At 62.0% G+C, this 18171-nt stretch carries 14 protein-coding genes; 9 read left to right on the forward strand and 5 right to left on the reverse strand.

Annotated elements, in window-relative coordinates:
• Positions 1-36: 36 nt before the first annotated feature.
• Positions 37-309 (reverse strand): DUF2790 domain-containing protein, encoded by a 273-nt coding sequence (locus tag OKW98_RS20035; RefSeq protein WP_265386333.1) that lies wholly within the window; start codon positions 307-309, stop codon positions 37-39.
• 525 nt (positions 310-834) lie between these two features.
• Between OKW98_RS20035 and OKW98_RS20040 the strand changes: the two genes are divergently transcribed.
• Genes OKW98_RS20040 through OKW98_RS20050 form a run of 3 tightly spaced genes read left to right on the forward strand, consistent with a single transcriptional unit; the run spans position 835 to position 4719 of the window.
• A complete protein-coding gene (locus OKW98_RS20040) occupies positions 835-1287 on the forward strand; it encodes a (2Fe-2S)-binding protein (protein ID WP_074893339.1) in 453 nt (150 codons plus the stop codon).
• Between the two features lie 11 nt (positions 1288-1298).
• Positions 1299-3491, forward strand: coding sequence for a xanthine dehydrogenase family protein molybdopterin-binding subunit (locus OKW98_RS20045; RefSeq protein WP_265386334.1), 2193 nt, complete (start codon positions 1299-1301; stop codon positions 3489-3491).
• Between the two features lie 10 nt (positions 3492-3501).
• Positions 3502-4719, forward strand: coding sequence for a c-type cytochrome (locus OKW98_RS20050; protein WP_416147440.1), 1218 nt, complete (start codon positions 3502-3504; stop codon positions 4717-4719).
• Positions 4720-4780: 61 nt separating this feature from the next.
• Here the strand turns inward: OKW98_RS20050 and OKW98_RS20055 are convergent, their stop codons facing one another.
• The gene (locus OKW98_RS20055) at positions 4781-5176 is read right to left on the reverse strand and encodes an ester cyclase (protein ID WP_265386335.1); all 396 of its coding nucleotides are present in this window, start codon (positions 5174-5176) and stop codon (positions 4781-4783) included.
• A gap of 1211 nt (positions 5177-6387) precedes the next feature.
• On the opposite strand from OKW98_RS20055, the gene OKW98_RS20060 reads away from it, so the two are divergent.
• Positions 6388-6813 (forward strand): NUDIX hydrolase, encoded by a 426-nt coding sequence (locus OKW98_RS20060; RefSeq protein WP_265386336.1) that lies wholly within the window; start codon positions 6388-6390, stop codon positions 6811-6813.
• 225 nt (positions 6814-7038) lie between these two features.
• Positions 7039-9462, forward strand: coding sequence for a glucose/quinate/shikimate family membrane-bound PQQ-dependent dehydrogenase (locus OKW98_RS20065; RefSeq protein WP_265386337.1), 2424 nt, complete (start codon positions 7039-7041; stop codon positions 9460-9462).
• A 776-nt stretch (positions 9463-10238) separates the two neighbouring features.
• Here OKW98_RS20065 and OKW98_RS20070 read toward each other — a convergent pair.
• A complete protein-coding gene (locus OKW98_RS20070) occupies positions 10239-10928 on the reverse strand; it encodes an ATPase (RefSeq protein WP_265386338.1) in 690 nt (229 codons plus the stop codon).
• A 175-nt stretch (positions 10929-11103) separates the two neighbouring features.
• On the reverse strand, positions 11104-12438 hold the full coding sequence (locus OKW98_RS20075; RefSeq protein WP_265386339.1) for a PLP-dependent aminotransferase family protein: 1335 nt from the start codon (positions 12436-12438) through the stop codon (positions 11104-11106).
• A 135-nt stretch (positions 12439-12573) separates the two neighbouring features.
• Between OKW98_RS20075 and OKW98_RS20080 the strand changes: the two genes are divergently transcribed.
• A complete protein-coding gene (locus OKW98_RS20080; RefSeq protein ID WP_265386340.1) occupies positions 12574-13470 on the forward strand; it encodes a DMT family transporter in 897 nt (298 codons plus the stop codon).
• Between the two features lie 80 nt (positions 13471-13550).
• Here OKW98_RS20080 and OKW98_RS20085 read toward each other — a convergent pair whose 3' ends face one another.
• Positions 13551-14888 carry a PQQ-dependent sugar dehydrogenase gene (locus OKW98_RS20085; protein ID WP_265386341.1) on the reverse strand — a complete coding sequence of 446 codons (1338 nt, stop codon included), beginning with the start codon at positions 14886-14888 and terminating at the stop codon, positions 13551-13553.
• 307 nt (positions 14889-15195) lie between these two features.
• On the opposite strand from OKW98_RS20085, the gene OKW98_RS20090 reads away from it, so the two are divergent.
• The 3 genes from OKW98_RS20090 (at position 15196) to OKW98_RS20100 (ending at position 17763) form a co-directional block, all read left to right on the forward strand.
• Positions 15196-16386: a GAF domain-containing sensor histidine kinase gene (locus OKW98_RS20090; RefSeq protein WP_265386342.1), complete on the forward strand. Its 1191-nt coding sequence runs from the start codon at positions 15196-15198 to the stop codon at positions 16384-16386.
• Positions 16387-16483: 97 nt separating this feature from the next.
• Positions 16484-17233 (forward strand): creatininase family protein, encoded by a 750-nt coding sequence (locus tag OKW98_RS20095; protein WP_265386343.1) that lies wholly within the window; start codon positions 16484-16486, stop codon positions 17231-17233.
• A gap of 164 nt (positions 17234-17397) precedes the next feature.
• Positions 17398-17763 (forward strand): hypothetical protein, encoded by a 366-nt coding sequence (locus OKW98_RS20100; protein ID WP_265386344.1) that lies wholly within the window; start codon positions 17398-17400, stop codon positions 17761-17763.
• Positions 17764-18171 lie beyond the last annotated feature (408 nt).

An 18171-nucleotide genomic window follows, 5' to 3' on the forward strand; every position in this document is an offset into this window, starting at 1 on the left:
TAGCGTTTGTAGTTGAAGCCGCCAGGGCACTGGCGATCAACCATTTTGACGACCGTAGCCCATGATGGTGTAGTCAAGGCTGTGGGTCACGCCAGCGTGGTCAACATAAACCATGGTGGATTGCACGGGGCCATCAACTTTCTGTGGGTCCTGAGCGTTCTTGATGCTGATCACTTTAGCGACGTCGATCCCTTTGTGAAGGTTGTATTGTTCAACCTGGGTCAGTGGCTTTTGCTGGGTGGCTGGGAGTTCGCCGGCAGCAGCAAACACACTCACGAGGGACAGAGCAGCGAAGGCTAATACTTTCATGGTCATTCTCCAGAAGTTCATTAAGTAGTCATTAAGCAAAGCGCGTGTCGTTTGCTTCTGGGGCCATTCTGTTCGTGATCGACGCAGATGATAAATACTTAAAATTGATAAGACCCATCACTGTCATTGATGCGCGATTTTATTACATCAACTTCGGTAATAGACCTTTGCGCTTCCTGTTAATCCACAACTTTGTGCGCGCCTGATGAGCGCTGCGCAAATACTCTTTTCAGAGCGGCAGATCCGGGGGCTGCACTTTCCCGGATCGCGTCATGTTGTCGCGGGTCTTTTAATGTCCCTCGGGAAATATTTTCCGCGCAATCAGACATTTCCATTGATGAACGTACTACCATTCGTCCCGCTGACTCGTCCCGACCCCAAGATGTCGAGCAGATCCCCTATAAAGCAAAGCGCTGGCCACTGGCACGGCGCTATTTTTTTAAAACAAACCGAAGCCTTGATGCCGCCTCACAAGCTTGCTCGTGGCGCAGTGCGTCAACCGTGATGACCGTCTGAGGTTGTGTGATGCAGAAATTGATGATTAACGGCCAGGAGCACGACCTGGATGTCGCCGACGACATGCCATTGTTGTGGGTCTTGCGCGATGTGATGGGCCTGACCGGCACCAAGTATGGCTGCGGCATTGCCCAGTGCGGCGTGTGCACCGTGCACCTGGACGGCCAGGCCGTGCGTTCATGCGTGCTGCCGGTCAGCGCCGTGGCGGGCCGCAAGGTCACGACCATTGAAGCGGTCGGTGAGCAGGCCGTGGGTCAGGCGGTGCAGAAAGCCTGGCTGGACCATGAAGTCGTGCAATGCGGCTACTGCCAGTCGGGGCAGATCATGTCCGCCGTCGCGCTGCTGCAGGAACACCCCAAAGCCAACGACGAACAGATCGTCAACGCTATGTCGGGCAACCTCTGCCGCTGCGCCACCTACACCCGCATTCGCGCCGCCATCAAAAGCGTCAGCCAGGCCTGAAGGAAGTCATCATGTCCGAATCACAAACACCTGCCGCGATGCTCTCGCGTCGCGGGCTGCTCAAAGGCAGTGCGCTGCTGGGCGGCCTGGTCATCGGCACCTACCTGCCGGCGACGATTACCCGCAGCTTCGCTGCCGATGTGGTCCAGGGCGCCAGCCTCGGTGACAACGCCGAGCAAGGCTATGGCGCTTTCGTGCGCATTGATCAAAGCGGCGCCGTCACGCTGATTTCGCCGAAGATCGAAATGGGCCAGGGCGTGCAGACCGGCATCGCCATGATGGTCGCCGAAGAGCTCGAAGTGCCGTTGAGCCAGATCACCATCACCGAGGCGCCGCCCAATGCAGCGCTGTACACCGACGCGCTGCTGAGCTTCCAGGCCACCGGCGGCTCGACCTCGACCCGCTACAGCTGGGAGCCCCTGCGTAAAGCCGGCGCCGGTGCGCGCATCGTGCTGATCCAGGCCGCAGCCATGCGCTGGAAAGTGGCGCCGAGCCAGTGCCACGCCGAAAACGGCCGGGTCATCGGCCCGAACGGTCAAAGTGCCGGTTACGGCGAGCTGGTCGACGCCGCCGCGAAATTACCGCTGCCGACCGACATCCCGCTCAAAGCCGTCAGCGAATTCAAGCTGCTGGGCAAACCGGTCCAGCGACTGGACACCCCGAACAAGATTAACGGCACGGCGAAGTTCACCATCGACCTGCAAGTGCCGGGGATGCTGATTGCCTCCACCCTCACCTGCCCGGTCCACGGCGGCAAGCTGCGCGGCGTGATGAACGAAGACGCTGCGCGCAAGATCCCCGGCGTGCGCGATATCGTGCGCCTGGACAACGCCGTCGCAGTGACCGCGAGCAATTTCTGGTCGTGCCAGCAAGCGCTCAAGGCGCTGGACATCGACTGGGACCTCGGCCCCCATGCGGGTCTGGACTCAGCCCAGCTGGACAAATCGCTGTTCGACGCCAGCGCTGGCGACGGTGTGTTTGCGCACCAGTCCGGTGACATCGCCGGCGCGCTGAAAAACGCTTCCAGCCGCTTCGAAGCCATCTACGAACAACCCTTCCTGTCCCACTCCCCGCTGGAGCCGATGACCTGCGTCGCCCACGTGCGTGCTGACGCCTGCGAGTTGTGGGTGGGCTGCCAGGCGCCGGGAATGGCCCAGGCGGGCGCTGCCAAAGTCTGCGGCATGCCGGTGGAAAAGGTGGTGATCCACAACCAGTTGATTGGCGGCGGTTTCGGCCGTCGTCTGGAGTCCGACTTCATCTTCCAGGCCGTGGACATCGCGCGCCAGCTGAGCTATCCGATCAAGCTGATCTGGAGCCGTGAAGAGGACATGACCCACGACCGCTATCGTCCGCACTACGTCGACCGCCTCAATGCAGCTTTGGACAAAGACCTGCGTCCGGTGGGCTGGGAGCATCGCATCGCCGGTGCCTCGGTGGTCGCGGCCTACATCGGCGCATTGCCGGCTGACGGCGTCGATGGCGATGCAGTCGAAGTGGCTAAGGACCCGATCTACACCCTGCCCAACCTGCAGGTGCGCTACATCCGTCACGACCCGGAAGTGATTCCGGTTTCGTGGTGGCGTGGCGTCGGACCGCTGCGCAGCACTTATGCCATCGAGTGCTTCATCGACGAACTGGCGCATAACGCCAAGGTCGATCCGGTGAAATACCGCCTGGCACTGATGCAGTCGCAACCCCGCGCCCAGGCAGTGCTGACCAAGGCCGCGCAACTGGTGGAGTGGGACAAGCCGCTGCCTGTCGGTTCAGGCCGTGGCGTGGCAGTGACGGCGGTGTTCGGCAGTTTTGTCGCGACCATCGTCGAGCTGGAGAAGCAAGGCGAGAAAGGCCTGCGCATCACACGGCTGGTAACGGTCATCGACTGCGGCTTTGCCACCAACCCAACGTCCGTGGCGTCGCAGATGGAAGGCGGCACGCTGTTCGGTCTGTCCGCCGCGCTGTTCAACGAGATCCTGATCGAGAAGGGCCAGGTGCAGCAGACCAACTTCCACGAGTACCGGCAGATCCGCATGAGCGACGCGCCACCGGTGGAAGTGCACATCGTCGACAGCGTGGAGACCCCTGGCGGTGTCGGTGAAACCGGTGCCGTGCCCGCTGCGGCCGCGCTGGTCAACGCCGTGTACGCCGCGACCGGTGTGCGCGAGCGTCGTTTGCCGTTGAGCCGCTTTGGCTATTTCACTGTTTGAGGAGCGCGTCATGAACGTTTTCAACACTGCGCTCGGACTTGTGGCCGGTTTGCTGGCCAGCACCGTTTACGCGAGCGACACCCCGGCCATGAGCAAGGGCGAATACCTGACCCGTGCCGCTGATTGCGTGGCCTGCCACGTCGTGCCGGGCGGCAAGCCGTACGCCGGCGGGCTGGAATTCAAGTTGCCGTTCGGCAGCCTGTATTCGCCCAACATCACCCCGGACAAAGAAACCGGTATCGGCAACTGGACCGACGACGAATTCGTCGATGCCCTGCAAAAAGGCGTGGGCAAGGACGGCAAGCATTACTACCCGGCCTTCCCTTACACCTCCTACACACAGATGTCCCGGGAGGACATTCTGGCGATCAAGGGCTACCTGTTCAGCCTTGAGCCGGTGAAGCAGATGCCGCCCGAAAACAAGATCTCGTTCCCGTTCAATCAGCGCTGGGGAATGATGTTCTGGAACGCGATCTTCGCGTCCAACGAACGCTTCGTCCCGGACAGCAAGCAATCGGCTGAATGGAACCGCGGCGCGTATCTGGTGCAGGGCCCGGGCCACTGCGGCGAGTGCCACACGCCACGCAACATCTTCCAGGCGATGAGCACCGGCAACTCTCTGGCAGGTGCAGAACTGGGCAACTGGATGGCCTACAACATCAGCTCCGACGCTAAATACGGCATCGGCGCATGGCCGGAAGAAGCGATCGTCAGCTACCTGTCGAAGGGCTACGCGGCCGGTTTCGGCGGCGCGGGCGGTCCCATGGGTGACGCCGTCGAGCACAGCCTGCGCTACCTCGACCCGGCCGACCTGAAAGCCATCGCGGTTTACCTCAAGAGCACGCCGGCCAGAAGCGAAGGCATCCCGCGCCCAACCCTGGTGATGAACGACGCCGCGCTGCAAAAGGGTCTTGGCCAGAAGCTGTTCAACGACACCTGCGTGGCCTGCCACCAGATCGACGGCAGTGGCCGGCAATCACCGGCGGGCGGGTTGGCCGGTTTGAAAACCGTCAACGACCCCAAAGGCCGCAACCTGATGGCGACCCTGCTGGAAGGTCACACGCCGACGGCGGCACGGGTCGATCAGCGCATGCCTGACTTCGCCCGCAGTTACAGCGATGCTGAACTGGCTGCCGTGAGCACCTTCGTGCTGCGCCGGTTCGGTCAGAGCAACGGTGAGGTCAAAGCCGAAGACGTCGCCAAAAACCGCGCCAGCGCGTTGCATTGATGGAGCGGAGGCGCGGCTGATTCTCGTGTGAGTCAGCCGTGCTGCCAGGCCATTGGGCGGCTCAGGGCTTAAGCACCTGCGCCGCCACCGCCGCCTTGTCGATCACCGACTCGACGTTGACGATACGCCCTGCCTCAAACGTGTAGAACACGTTCTCCGTAAACCTCACCCTCCTCCCGTTCACCGGCACCTCGAACAGCTCGCCCACCGGCGTGCAGTCGAACCTCAGCCGCGCGGCGATGTGCGGTGGCTCAGCGATCAGCAGATCGATGACGAAGCGCAGGTCAGGAATGGCGCGGAAATCCCGCTCCAGCATCTGCCGGTAACCGGCCAGACCGATGCGCTCGCCGTTGTAATGCACGTCCTCGCCGACGAAGTCTCCCAAGGCAGGCCAGTCCTGGCGATTGAGGCAGGCGATGTAGCCGGTGTAGGCGTCTTTGAGTGTCTGGTTGTTCATCGTTTCTCCCGGGGTGGCGCATATGAGTGTGAGTACCACTGGATGCATGCAATGCTCTGTAGGACCGTCTTTAGCCGGGAAGAGGCCAGCATGAACACCATCAATTTTGCAGTGTGACCACTGACGCCTTCCCGGCTGAAGCCGGTCCTACGAGGTGACTGCGCTGTGTCAGGCTCATCGGGACACCCTCAGTCACGCTGGATGCAAGCGAGGCTGTTAGTGGGACCGGCTTTAGCCGGGAAAAGGCCAGCGTGAACACCGTCAACTTTGCAGTGTGACGACTGACGCCTTCCCGGCTGAAGCCGGTCCTACGCGGTGACTGCGGTGTGTCAGTTTCATTGGGACACCATCGGCGACGCTGGATGCACGCGATGCTTTTAGTGGGACCGGCTTTAGCCGGGAAAAGGCCAGCGTGAACACCGTCAACTTTGCAGTGTGACCACTGACGCCTTCCCGGCTGAAGCCGGTCCTACGAGGTGACTGCGGTGTGTCAGTTTCATTGGGACACCCTCAGTCACGCTGGATGCACGCGATGCTTTTAGTGGGACCGGCTTTAGCCGGGAAAAGGCCAGCGTGAACACCGTCAACTTTGCAGTGTGACCACTGACGCCTTCCCGGCTGAAGCCGGTCCTACGGGGTGACTGCGGTGTGTCAGTTTCATTGGGACACCATCGGCGACGCTGGATGCACGCGATGCTTTTAGTGGGACCGGCTTTAGCCGGGAAAAGGCCAGCGTGAGCACCATCAATTTTGTGGTGTGATTAATGACGCATTCCCGGCTGAAGCCGGTCCTACGCGGTGACTGCGGTGTGTCAGTTTCATTGGGACACCATCGGCGACGCTGGATGCACGCGATGCTTTTAGTGGGACCGGCTTTAGCCGGGAAAAGGCCAGCGTGAACACCGTCAACTTTGCAGTGTGACGACTGACGCCTTCCCGGCTGAAGCCGGTCCTACGCGGTGACTGCGGTGTGTCAGTTTCATTGGGACACCATCGGCGACGCTGGATGCACGCGATGCTTTTAGTGGGACCGGCTTTAGCCGGGAAAAGGCCAGCGTGAGCACCATCAATTTTGTGGTGTGATTAATGACGCATTCCCGGCTGAAGCCGGTCCCACTGGTTGACTGCGGTGTGTCAGTCGCGCTGGCGCACGACGATGCCACAACCAGGAAGTGCTAGGTTAGCCGCACTGACTCCATGAAGGCGCACGCATGTCCAGGCACCCTCCTTTCTCCGGCGCGAAAGTCGCGATGCTGTGCCACGGCACGCTGCTCACCTATCAACGCGATGACAAACCGGAGATTCCCTGGCCGAATCTGTGGGACCTTCCCGGCGGCGGGCGCGAGGGCGACGAGACGCCAGAAGAATGCGCTGTGCGGGAGACGATGGAAGAATTCGGCATCGTCCTCGACCCCGCTTCTTTCATTCACAAACGGGCCTACCCCGGTCAGGGCGTCAACGGGCTCGACACCTGGTTCTTTGTCGCTGAAGTGGCTGAGGGCTTGTTCGATCAGGTGGTGTTCGGTGATGAAGGCCAGCGCTGGCAGGTGATGACGGTCGAGGCGTTTCTGGCGATGGACAACGCGGTTGACCGCCTGCAACACCGTTTGCGCGCGTTCATGGATCAGCAGCGCTGACACATCCAGCCCCGCAAGGCGCCCGCCCCGACTCACCCAAACAGAGACAAATTGACGCAGTGCCTACGGTTTTTTGCTATCTTCGCCAAAATTAACTAACTGGTTAATTATCAGCGGGTCGTGCCCTACACCCGGCGACTCGGCAACGACCACGCGTTAAACCCTCGCCCTCACTTAACTTGATCGGTCGCCCTCGACCCCTCATCGCGTCAGCAGGAATGCCTCATGAATAACTCACAACCTTCGGCAGCCGTCAGCCGCTGGCCCATTTGGGTCGTCGCGCTGGGCGTGCTGGTTTTCGGATTACTCTTCGCGGCAGGCGGCGGCTACCTCGTCACGCTGGGCGGGAGCGCGTATTTCCTGCTGGCCGGTCTGGGCCTCATGGTCTCGGCCGTTCAGCTGTTCAGAGCGCGCGTCTCAGGCGCCTGGCTGTTTGCAGCGGTGATGCTGCTGACGCTGATCTGGGCACTGGTAGACGCCGGGCTGGTGTTCTGGCCGCTGGTCTCCCGCCTGTTTGCGCTCGGCGTGCTGAGCCTGCTGGTCGCGTTGATCTACCCTTCCCTGCGCAAGGCCAATGGCCTGGCAGCCAGTCGCGGCGGATACGTGCTTGGCGGTGTGCTGGCGGTGGCGATAGTCGCCGGATTCTGGGGGATGTTTCAGCCCCATGCGTCGGTATCACCGACGGGCGATGGCCCGGCCATGACCAAGGTCGACCCGGCCCACGCGCAGAAAGACTGGGCGCACTACGGCAACGATGAAGGCGGCAGCCGCTTCGCCGCGCTGGACCAGATCAACCGCGACAACGTCAGCAAGCTGGTGCCGGCCTGGACCTACCACACCGGCGACGTCGCCCTCAGCGACGGCAATGGCGCCGAAGACCAGATGACCCCGTTGCAGGTTGGCGACAAGGTGTTCATCTGCACGCCACACAACAATGTCATCGCGCTGGACGCCGACACCGGCAAGCAGCTGTGGAAGAACGACATCAACGCCAAGTCCGCCGTGTGGCAACGCTGCCGCGGGCTGGCTTATTTCGATGCCAGCGCCGCCGTCGCGCCACCCACCGATGGCAGCACGCCAGCGGCGTCGGTCGCAGTGCCTGCCGGCGCCAACTGCCAGCGTCGCCTGCTGACCAACACCATCGACGCGCGGCTGATTGCCGTGGACGCCGACACCGGCGAGTTCTGCCGGGGCTTTGGCAACAACGGCCAGGTCGATCTCAAAGCCGGACTGGGCAACGTGCCCGATTCCTACTATCAACTGTCATCGGCACCGCTGATGGCCGGGACCACCGTGGTAGTAGGCGGTCGCGTCGCCGACAACGTGCAGGCCGACATGCCGGGCGGGGTGATCCGTGGTTTCGACGTGGTCACCGGGCAGATGCGCTGGGCGTTCGATCCGGGCAATCCCGACGACAAACAGGCGCCGACCGCTGACAAGACCTATGTGCGCAGCACGCCGAACAGCTGGGCGCCGATGTCCTACGACCCGGCGATGAACACGCTGTTCCTGCCGATGGGCAGTTCGTCCACGGACATCTATGGCGTCAAGCGCACCGAGCTCGACCACACGTACGGCGCCTCGGTGCTGGCATTGAACGCCACCACCGGCGTGCAAAAGTGGGTGTATCAGACGGTCCATAACGACCTCTGGGATTTCGACCTGCCGATGCAGCCGAGCCTGATCGACTTCGCCAAACCGGATGGCAGCAAGGTGCCGGCGCTGGTCATCGGCACCAAGTCCGGGCAGATTTTCGTCCTCGATCGCCACACAGGCCACCCGCTGACCGAGGTCAAGGAAGTCCCGGTCAAGCCGGCCAATATCCCCAACGAACCCTATTCGCTGACCCAGCCAAAATCCGTCGGCATGCCGCAGATCGGCGCGCAGACCCTGACCGAGTCGGACATGTGGGGCGCCACGCCGTTCGACCAGCTGCTGTGCCGGATCTCGTTCAAGAAGATGCGTTACGACGGTTTGTTCACCGCGCCGGGCACCGATATTTCGCTGAGCTTTCCGGGCTCGCTGGGCGGGATGAACTGGGGCGGCCTGTCGACCGATCCGGTCCACGGCTTCATCTTCGTCAATGACATGCGCCTGGGCTTGTGGATTCAGATGGTGCCGCAGCTGAAGGACGCCATCGCGGGGTCCGGCGGTGAAGCATTGAACACCGGCATGGGCGCTGTGCCGCTGAAAGGCACGCCATACGCCGTGAACAAAAACCGCTTCCTGTCCGTGGCGGGCATCCCGTGCCAGGCGCCGCCGTTTGGCACCTTGACTGCCATCGACATGAAGACCCAACAGATCGCCTGGCAGGTGCCGGTCGGCACCGTTCAGGACACCGGCCCGATGGGCATCAAAATGCACCTGCCGTTGCCGATCGGCATGCCGACGCTGGGTGGCACGCTGTCGACCCAGGGCGGTCTGGTGTTCATCGCCGGCACCCAGGATTACTACCTGCGTGCGTTCAACAGCGCCAACGGCGAAGAAGCCTGGAAAGCCCGCTTGCCCGTGGGCAGCCAGGGCGGCCCGATGACGTATGTATCGCCGAAGACCGGCAAGCAATACATCGTCATCACCGCCGGCGGCGCACGTCAGTCGAAGGATCGCGGTGATTACGTGATTGCCTACGCACTGCCTGACAGCAAGTAACCGCCCCCACAAAAAAACCGCTGACGCCTTGATGAGGGGCGCAGCGGTTTTTTATTGCCTCAGAGGAAAGGTTCTCGGCACATTCACCTTGTAGGACCGGCTTCAGCCGGGAAGGCGTCGGATGTCACGCTCCGGAATTGAGGGTGTATCTGCGGGCCCCTTCCCGGCTAAAGCCGGTCCTACTATCGAACCGCGTTCAACTTGTGGGACCGGCTTCAGCCGGGAAGGCGTCGGATGTCACGCTGCACAATCGACGTTGAACACACAGGTCTCTTCCCGGCTAAAGCCGGTCCTACTATCGAATCGCGTTCAACTTGTGGGACCGGCTTCAGCCGGGAAGGCGTCGGATGTCACGCTGCACAATCGACGTTGAACATACAGGCCTCTTCCCGGCTAAAGCCGGTCCCACTATCGAACCGCGTTCAACTTGTGGGACCGGCTTCAGCCGGGAAGGCGTCGGATGTCACGCTGCACAATCGACGTTGAACACACAGGCCTCTTCCCGGCTAAAGCCGGTCCCACTATCGAACCGCGTTCAACTTGTAGGACCGGCTTCAGCCGGGAAGGCGTCGGATATCACGCTGCACAATCGAGATTGAACACACTGGCCTCCCGGCTAAAGCCGGTCCTACTATCGAATCGCGTTCAACTTGTAGGACCGGCTTCAGCCGGGAAGGCGTCGGATGTCACGCTCCGGAATTGAGGGTGTATCTGCGGGCCTCTTCCCGGCTAAAGCCGGTCCTACTATCGAACCGCGTTCACCTTGTCGCCGGTGATCAGTTACTCGCCACTTCCGCCGAGTTACCTGTGGTCACCAGCGCTTTGAGCGAAGCATCGAACTGCTTCAGGGCATTGATCTGCAAGTCGCGCTGCTGGTTGATCTGGGCGGCGATCTCCGGGGCGGCTTTGTCGTGGACCCACACCGACGTCAGCTCTTTCGCGCCGAGGCCTTCGGCCTTGCCGATGTACTGCAGATTCGAGTCGTAGAACTTCGCAATGAAGCGCGCTTCGACCTGCGAGTTGCGCTGGGACACCAGGCGGCTGTAGGTGTCGAGCATGACCACCACATCAGGCCGCGCCTGCATCAGCGCATCGAGGTTGTCGTACACAGTCACCGACGCGAACTGCTTCTGCAACGACCCTTTCAGCCAATCCATCGCCAATTTCGGATCGGAGCTGCTGACAAACGCCGCGCGAATGCGCGAATCCAGCCCGCCGTTCTTGACGCCCTTCAGCGCCACCGCGTGGTAACGCTCAAGGTATTCAAGGGTGCTGACGGTGTTTTCGCTGTACAGCACGCCAACGCTTTGAGAAGACTGCAGCGCCACACGGCTTTCAACCACCGGCAGCAAATGGCACGCCTCGGCGTCCGCCGCTGAAACGGTGCCTGCTGCAACAGCAGAACCCGTAGCGAAGAACCCGCTGGAGAGCACGGCGACGAGGGTCAGCAGGGTTGAAATTTTCATCGCGTGGCGTCCTTCTCAAGCAAGTTCGGTATGGGGCCATCCTCCTCTCTTCCGAGAAAAAGAGAACTCGCCTACCGTGATGGTCACTATCGATTTCAGGAATGGTAGACGGCCTGAGAAACACCTTTACCGATGCCTCAACAAAGCCTGCTGCCACCCTCTCCTTTCCCACCCTTCAATACACGAAGCGGCCGACCGCCCGACGTACTTCCTGCAAGGCAACCCGCAAGGCATCCAGATCCAGGGAGCCCAGCGCCAGACGAATTCCGTGGGGCACGACGCTGGACGTGGCGAAAGGCTCGGCAGTCGAGACCGCGACCTTGTTCGCCAGTAACTCCATGGCCACTTGATCGGCTCTGGCGTCTTCCGGCAGTTGCACCCACAAAAAATAGGACGCCGGGTGACTGATGACGTTCAACCCCGTTAACACCTTTCGGGCGAGCGTCTGTCGGGCCTGCGCGTCGATGCGTTTTTCCGCCTCCAGACGCGCGACGGTGCCGTCCTCAATCCAGCCGCAGACCAGCGCCGTCATCACCCCCGGCGTGTTCCAGACCGTCCCCCGGATCGCGCGCTCGATGGCCGAAACCCATTGCAGCGGCGCCACCACGTAACCCACCCGCAGCCCGGTCGCGACGTTCTTCGAGAACCCGGAGACGTAGACGGTCAGCTCCGGCGCCAGGGCCTTCAACGGCGGCGGCGGGTCATCAGCCAGAAACGCGTACGCCGCGTCTTCGATCAACAGCAACCCATGCTGCCGAGCGATGCGCACCAGATCTTCGCGCCACGGCAAGTCCATCACCCAGCCCATGGGGTTGTGCAGCGTCGGCATGGTGTAGACCGCCTTGATCCGTCGGCGCTGGCAGAGCTTTTCAAGCGCGTTCAGATCGGGGCCGTCATCGCCATGGGGGATCGCAACCAGTTCCAGCCGGTGCGCGTCGGCCAGCACTTTGAAGCCCGAATAGGTCAGCGCATCCACCGCCACCACATCGCCCGGTTTGAGCAACGCCAGCACCGTGACCGCCAGGCCATGCTGCGCGCCACTGACAATCACCACCTCGTCGGCCTCGACGGTTAAGCCCCGAGCAGCAAGGTGCCGAGCGATGCAAGCGCGCTCATGGCTTCGGCCAGCATGGGGTTGATAGCGCAGCAGTGCTTCCAGATCACCCGACAACGCCAATTGGCGAAGGCCGTCGCGCAACAGCTCGGCCTGCCCTGGCAGCGTCGGGTAGTTGAAATTGAGGTCGAGCACACCGGGCGCGCTGGTCTGCTGATCGACGCCATGGCTGAGCGGCAGGGCGATTTCCCGAACGAAGGTGCCACGCCCGGTTTCTCCGCTGACCAGGCCCATGGCTTCCAGCTCGGCGTAGACCCGCGACGCCGTGACCAGCGCCAGGCCTTCATCTGCTGCCAATTGACGATGGGTCGGCAGGCGCGTCCCGGGCGGTAACTCACCGGCTGCAATCTGCGCGGCGAATCGGTCGACGAGGGTTTTGTAGCGGGCGCGGGGCATAGGCGCTGTATCCATGACAATTTTTTGATTGTGCTGATTCTGGGCCGTACGCTGCCCTGACGGCAATCGGCCAATCGGCCACAAAACATCAACTGGCAGAAGCGTCCCACCCTTGCACCTCAGGAGCCCGACCCCATGGACATCTCTTTAGAGACTGAGCCCCTTGATGCAAAACCCTCCAGCGCGGGATGGCTGAACGGCCTGATCGGTGTGATCATTTTCAGCGGCTCTCTGCCTGCCACGCGCATCGCCGTGCTGGAGTTCACGCCGCTGTTTCTGACCGTCGCCAGAGCGTCGATCGCCGGTTTGGTCGCGGTCTGCCTGCTGCTCGTGTTGCGGGAGAAGCGCCCGCAGCGCAACCAGCTGATGCCGCTGCTGATCGTTGCCAGCGGCGTGGTGGTCGGCTTCCCGCTGCTCACCGCGCTGGCCCTGCAATACGTTACGTCGGCGCACTCCATCGTGTTTGTCGGCCTGTTGCCGTTGGCGACCGCGGTGTTCGCCGTGCTGCGTGGCGGCGAGCGGCCACGTCCGGTGTTCTGGGCGTTCTCGTTGCTGGGCAGTGCGCTGGTGGTGGGGTTTGCCTGTGCCCAAGGGCTGTCGGCGTCGCCGGCGGGCGATCTGCTGATGTTGCTGGCGATTATCGTCTGCGGCCTGGGTTATGCCGAAGGCGCCACGCTGTCCCGAACGCTCGGCGGCTGGCAAGTCATCTGCTGGGCGCTGGTGCTGGCGTTGCCGCTGATGCTGCTCCTGACCCTGTTCAGCGCGCCGCCAGCGCTGTCTCAAATCAGCTTGCCGGCCTGGCTGAGCCTCGGCTACGTGTCGCTGTTCAGCATGTTGATCGGCTTCGTGTTCTGGTATCGAGGTCTCGCCCAGGGCGGAATCGCGGCGGTAGGACAACTGCAGTTGCTGCAGCCTTTTTTCGGCCTGACCCTGGCCGCGACGCTGCTGCATGAAAGCGTCAGCGTGGGCATGCTGGGGGTGACCGTCGGGGTGATCGCGTGCGTGGCGGGCGCGCGGCGGTTTTCACGCTGACCCTAACCACTTGCCCAGTTGCCCCCAAACGAAAAATGCCGGTGATCATCACCGGCATTTTCCATTTCATCGCTAAGCCATCACTTGGCCTGACTGACACGCCAGACTTTATTGCCCACGTCGTCTGCGACCAGCAACGCGCCCTGCTTGTCGAGGATCACACCGACCGGTCGGCCCTGTGCGTCGCCGTCGGCATTGAGGAATCCGGTCAGGACGTCCACCGGCATGCCAGTCGGCCGGCTGTTTTGGAAGCCGACGAACACGACTTTGTAGCCTGCCTGGGGATTGCGGTTCCACGAGCCGTGCTCACCGACAAATACGCCGTCAGCAAACTTGGCCGGCATGCCGCGCGGGTCGGACCAGGTCAGGCCCAGCGGCGCGACGTGGGTGCCGAGGGCGTAATCCGGCGCGATAGCCTTGGCGACCATGTCCGGGCGCGGCGGCTGCAAACGGCTGTCGACGTGGTTGCCGTAGTAGCTCCACGGCCAGCCGTAGAATGCGCCGTCCTTGACCGAGGTCAGGTAATCCGGCACCAGGTCGCTGCCGATTTCGTCACGTTCGTTGACCACCGTCCACAGCTCGTTGCTGCCCGGCTTCCAGGCCAGTCCGTTGGGGTTGCGCAGGCCGCTGGCGAACAGGCGTTTCTGCCCGGTCTTGACGTCCACTTCCCAGACCGCCGCGCGGCCTTCTTCGGCTTCCAGACCGTTCTCGGCCACGTTGCTGTTCGAGCCCACGGTGACGTACAGCTTGGTGCCTTCGCGGTTGGCGATGATGTTCTTGGTCCAGTGGTGATTAATACCCGCCGGCAAATCGGTGACTTTCACCGGCGTGGCGGTGCTTTCAGTCTGGCCGTCGTTGTACGGGACCTTGACCACGGCGTCGGCGTTGGCGATGAACAGGTCATTGCCCACCAGCACCATGCCGAACGGCGACGTCAGGCCGCTGATGAATACCTTCTTCATTTCCGCGCGGCCATCGCCATCGGCATCGCGCAGGATGCTGATACGGTTGGCGCTTTCGGCTTCGGCGCCGACCCGGCTCATGACGATTCCGGTGGCGGTGCGCTTGATCCACGCCATCACCCCCGGCCCGCCGTCCGTCGCGCCTTCAGGCTTCGGCGGCTTGTTGCTTTCCGCCACCAGGATATCGCCGTTGGGCAGGCTGTACAGCCAGCGCGGGTGATCGAGGTTCTCGGCCAGTGCGCTGACCTTGAAGCCTTCGGCAGCCTTGGGCGTGTCGGTGCCCTTCCAGCCAACGGCCTTTGAGACCTTGACGGTCGGGATCAGCGTGCTGTTCGGCTCGGGCAGTTGCGGCTGCGCGCCAACGCCGGCCTGGAACGGCAGCTTGGCGGTTTCGCCACAGGCACTGAGCATCGCAGCAGTGGTCATCAGCAGTGCAAATCGGTGCATCGCAATCATCGTTCAACCTCGCGGCGGCCATCCATGGGCCCATTGTTTTAAGAATTAAAAAGCGCTGAGAAACAGAGAGCTCAGAGAAGCATAGGCTTCGAGGGACATAAGGCTGACAAGTATCGCCACGTCGAACGACAACAAACAGCGCATGGGACGCAAATGACATTTGCCCTTGAGGCATCATTAAAACGACCCCGACATGGGCGTCAGGGTTCAATAATCTGCGCCGACACCTCGGACACAGGGCCGACGGGTTAGCCATGCTGGCGGATTTTAGATACGCTGCCTTCCCGTTATCCCAGAGCCAGATCCGATGACCCGCCCAGAGTTTGCTTTGGATGTTGAGGCGATCCGCGCGATCCCGGCAGTGCCCGTCATTCTGAGTATGGTCAAGCACATGACCGGCATGCGCTTCGCGGCGATCGCCAGGGTCACGGAGCGTCACTGGGTGGCCTGCGCCGTCGATGACTCGATCAACTTCGGCCTCAAGCCGGGCGGTGAACTGGTGCTGGAATCGACCATCTGCCACGAGATCAGGCAGCATCACCAGCCCGTGGTGTTCGGCCACGCCAGCGCCGACCCGCACCTCCCCACCCACCACACAGCGCTCACCTACGGCCTGGAAAGCTACATCTCGATCCCGATCGTTCTGGCCGATGGCCGCTTCTTCGGCACGCTGTGCGCGATCGATTCGGTGCCGGCCGATCTCACTGATCCCGCCATCGTCAAGACACTGACCCTGTTCGCGCAATTGATCGCCATGAGCCTGGACACCCAGGGTCACCTGGAGAGCGCCCGCGCCGAGCTGACCGACGCCAATGAAAACGGCCGACTGCGCGAGCAATTCATGGCGGTGCTGGGCCATGACCTGCGCACGCCGTTGAGCGCGATCCGCATGAGCGCCGACCTGCTGGCGACCAAAACCGAAGACAAGCGCTCGCAGGGACTGGTCGCTGCCATACGGCAGAGTTCGATCCGCATGGGCGCGCTGATCGAGAACGTGCTGGATTTCGCCAGGGGCCGTATGGGGGGTGGGATTCCGGTGAAGCGCCAAGCCAACGACGATCTCGCCGGCGTATTGAAAGCGACGGTGGACGAGATCCGCGCCTCCCAGCCTCAGGCAACATTCAACGAAGCCATCGAGCTCACCGGGAGCGTCTACTGCGACCCGCTGCGCATCAGTCAGTTGTTGTCCAATCTGCTGGGCAACGCGGTGACCCACGGGGCAACCACCACGCCAATTCAAGTTCACGTCCGGCAGGAGTGTGGCCAGGTGATCATTTCCGTCATGAACCACGGCGCGCCCATTTCGCCACGTCTGATGCCGTTGCTGTTCGAGCCGTTCACCCGTTCCGAAGCGGGCGGGCGCGGAGAAGGCCTGGGTTTGGGGCTGTACATCGCGTCGCAGATCGCCACTGCCCATGACGGCACCTTGACCGTGAGCTCATCGGAGAAGCTAGGCACCTGCTTCATCGCGCGTTTTCCTTCTGCGCCACAAGCGTGAGAGCCCGCTGCCGGGTCCGGCGCTCGTTCATCCTTTGGCGCCCTCGCACACACTCATTTTTCGCTGTTAACCCATTTTCCTGAAGAGAGGACCTGACATGCTTCTGCACCAGTCCACGTGGATCGAGATCGAGCAGTTTCTCAAGCGCAGCCGCACGGTCGTCGTGCCGATCGGCTCGAACGAACAACATGGCCCCACCGGCCTGCTCGGCACCGACTGGATGTGCCCGCAGATCATCGCCCACGAAGCGCAGAAGAGCGCCGATATCCTGATTGCGCCGACCTTCAACATCGGCATGGCGCAGCACCATCTGGGCTTTCCCGGGACGATCTCGCTGCGCCCCTCGACGTTCATCGCCGCCATCGGTGACTGGACGCGCTCGCTGGCGGGCCACGGCTTCGAAAAGATCCTCTTTCTCAATGGCCATGGTGGCAATATCGCGTCAATCGAGGCGGCATTTTCCGAGCTGTACGCCGAGGCCAGTTTCGCCGGGCGTTCTGCCGGCTTCGCGCTGAAGCTGACCAACTGGTGGGACCTGGAAGGCGTTAGCGAATTGGCGCACCGGCAGTTTCCGGTGGGCCACGGCTCCCACGCGACGCCGTCCGAGATCGCGGTGACCCAGTGGGCCTATCCGGAGTCCATCAAATCAGCGGACTACTCGCCACAGATAGCACCGTCCGGGCCGATCCGCGAGGCGAAGGATTTTCGTGCGCGCTTCCCCGATGGCCGCATGGGCTCAGACCCTGCGCTGGCCACTCCGGAAAAAGGCGCGGAGCTGGTGGCGTTGGCGGCCAAAGGGCTGGTGCGGGCGGTTGACGCGTTCAGTCGCGAACCAGCGCTGCATTAACGTCGCTGCGTTGAGGGGCTTAGCCGTGCGGCAATAGCGCGCGGGCGTTGAACTCGTCAGCGAAACGGCGGCCATAGTGGTGTGCGCTTTTTGAAACGGTATTGGACCAGGGGCAGTCAGCAGCGCAACGACCTTGCCCGGTCCCCTTGGCTGACAGGTGATATGTGAATACTTTTATCCCACTGGACAAAGTTGAAGAAATTGATCTGCAGGACTATCACGAGGTCTGGCTGACCACGTCGGAAACCTGGCCACAGGACCCGGCGACGGTTCACCGCAAGTGCCTGTGGCGCCAGGACCGCGAACTGACGGGTGATGTGGAAATCGACGGCGTGTATTTTGAGAACCTTCCGCACCTGTGGCTGCGTGTGGACGACCTCGATGATCAAAAGGACATCGACCTGGTCATCGAAAAGCTCAAGGCACGCATCGCTGCACTGAATCTCAAGGGTGAGTTCTACCCTGCCGAGCTGCCGAAAGCGGCGCCTCACAAAGATGAAGACGAAATCAAGAAAGACCTGCGCAGTTAATCCGCTTTAACCCCCGCTTCCCTGACGCGCGCCGTGGCTGATCTTCAGCACGGCGCCGTTCTTGCCTTGCCTCAGAGCGCGCAAACCCCTGGCACCGCTTACCCTCCCAATGACCTATTCGGCTCCTACCGGTTTCGCGTTCGCTTTGCCATCTGAGGGCGACAGGCTCTAAGCATCGCCTTAGTGGGACCGGCTTTAGCCGGGAAGAGGCCTGTGTACACACCATCAATTTTTGCAACGTGGCATCCGACGCCTTCCCGGCTAAAGCCAGTCCTACAGGTGCACGCAGTCCGTTAGTGGGACCGGCTTCAGCCGGGAAGAGGCCTGTGTACACACCATCAATTTTTGCAGCGTGGCATCCGACGCCTTCCCGGCTGACGCCAGTCCTACAGGTGCACACGATCCGTT

This window comes from Pseudomonas sp. KU26590 (genome assembly GCF_026153515.1).
Lineage (GTDB): Bacteria > Pseudomonadota > Gammaproteobacteria > Pseudomonadales > Pseudomonadaceae > Aquipseudomonas.

Excerpts from the sequence above, each read along its gene's own strand:
- OKW98_RS20035 (WP_265386333.1), bottom strand. The coding sequence starts at position 309 with ATGAAAGTATTAGCCTTCGCTGCTCTGTCCCTCGTGAGTGTGTTTGCT.
- OKW98_RS20050 (WP_416147440.1), top strand. The coding sequence starts at position 3,502 with ATGAACGTTTTCAACACTGCGCTCGGACTTGTGGCCGGTTTGCTGGCC.
- OKW98_RS20060 (WP_265386336.1), top strand. The coding sequence starts at position 6,388 with ATGTCCAGGCACCCTCCTTTCTCCGGCGCGAAAGTCGCGATGCTGTGC.
- OKW98_RS20095 (WP_265386343.1), top strand. The coding sequence starts at position 16,484 with ATGCTTCTGCACCAGTCCACGTGGATCGAGATCGAGCAGTTTCTCAAG.
- OKW98_RS20085 (WP_265386341.1), bottom strand. The coding sequence starts at position 14,888 with ATGATTGCGATGCACCGATTTGCACTGCTGATGACCACTGCTGCGATG.
- OKW98_RS20070 (WP_265386338.1), bottom strand. The coding sequence starts at position 10,928 with ATGAAAATTTCAACCCTGCTGACCCTCGTCGCCGTGCTCTCCAGCGGG.
- OKW98_RS20090 (WP_265386342.1), top strand. The coding sequence starts at position 15,196 with ATGACCCGCCCAGAGTTTGCTTTGGATGTTGAGGCGATCCGCGCGATC.
- OKW98_RS20075 (WP_265386339.1), bottom strand. The coding sequence starts at position 12,438 with ATGCCCCGCGCCCGCTACAAAACCCTCGTCGACCGATTCGCCGCGCAG.
- OKW98_RS20065 (WP_265386337.1), top strand. The coding sequence starts at position 7,039 with ATGAATAACTCACAACCTTCGGCAGCCGTCAGCCGCTGGCCCATTTGG.
- OKW98_RS20055 (WP_265386335.1), bottom strand. The coding sequence starts at position 5,176 with ATGAACAACCAGACACTCAAAGACGCCTACACCGGCTACATCGCCTGC.
- OKW98_RS20045 (WP_265386334.1), top strand. The coding sequence starts at position 1,299 with ATGTCCGAATCACAAACACCTGCCGCGATGCTCTCGCGTCGCGGGCTG.
- OKW98_RS20040 (WP_074893339.1), top strand. The coding sequence starts at position 835 with ATGCAGAAATTGATGATTAACGGCCAGGAGCACGACCTGGATGTCGCC.
- OKW98_RS20080 (WP_265386340.1), top strand. The coding sequence starts at position 12,574 with ATGGACATCTCTTTAGAGACTGAGCCCCTTGATGCAAAACCCTCCAGC.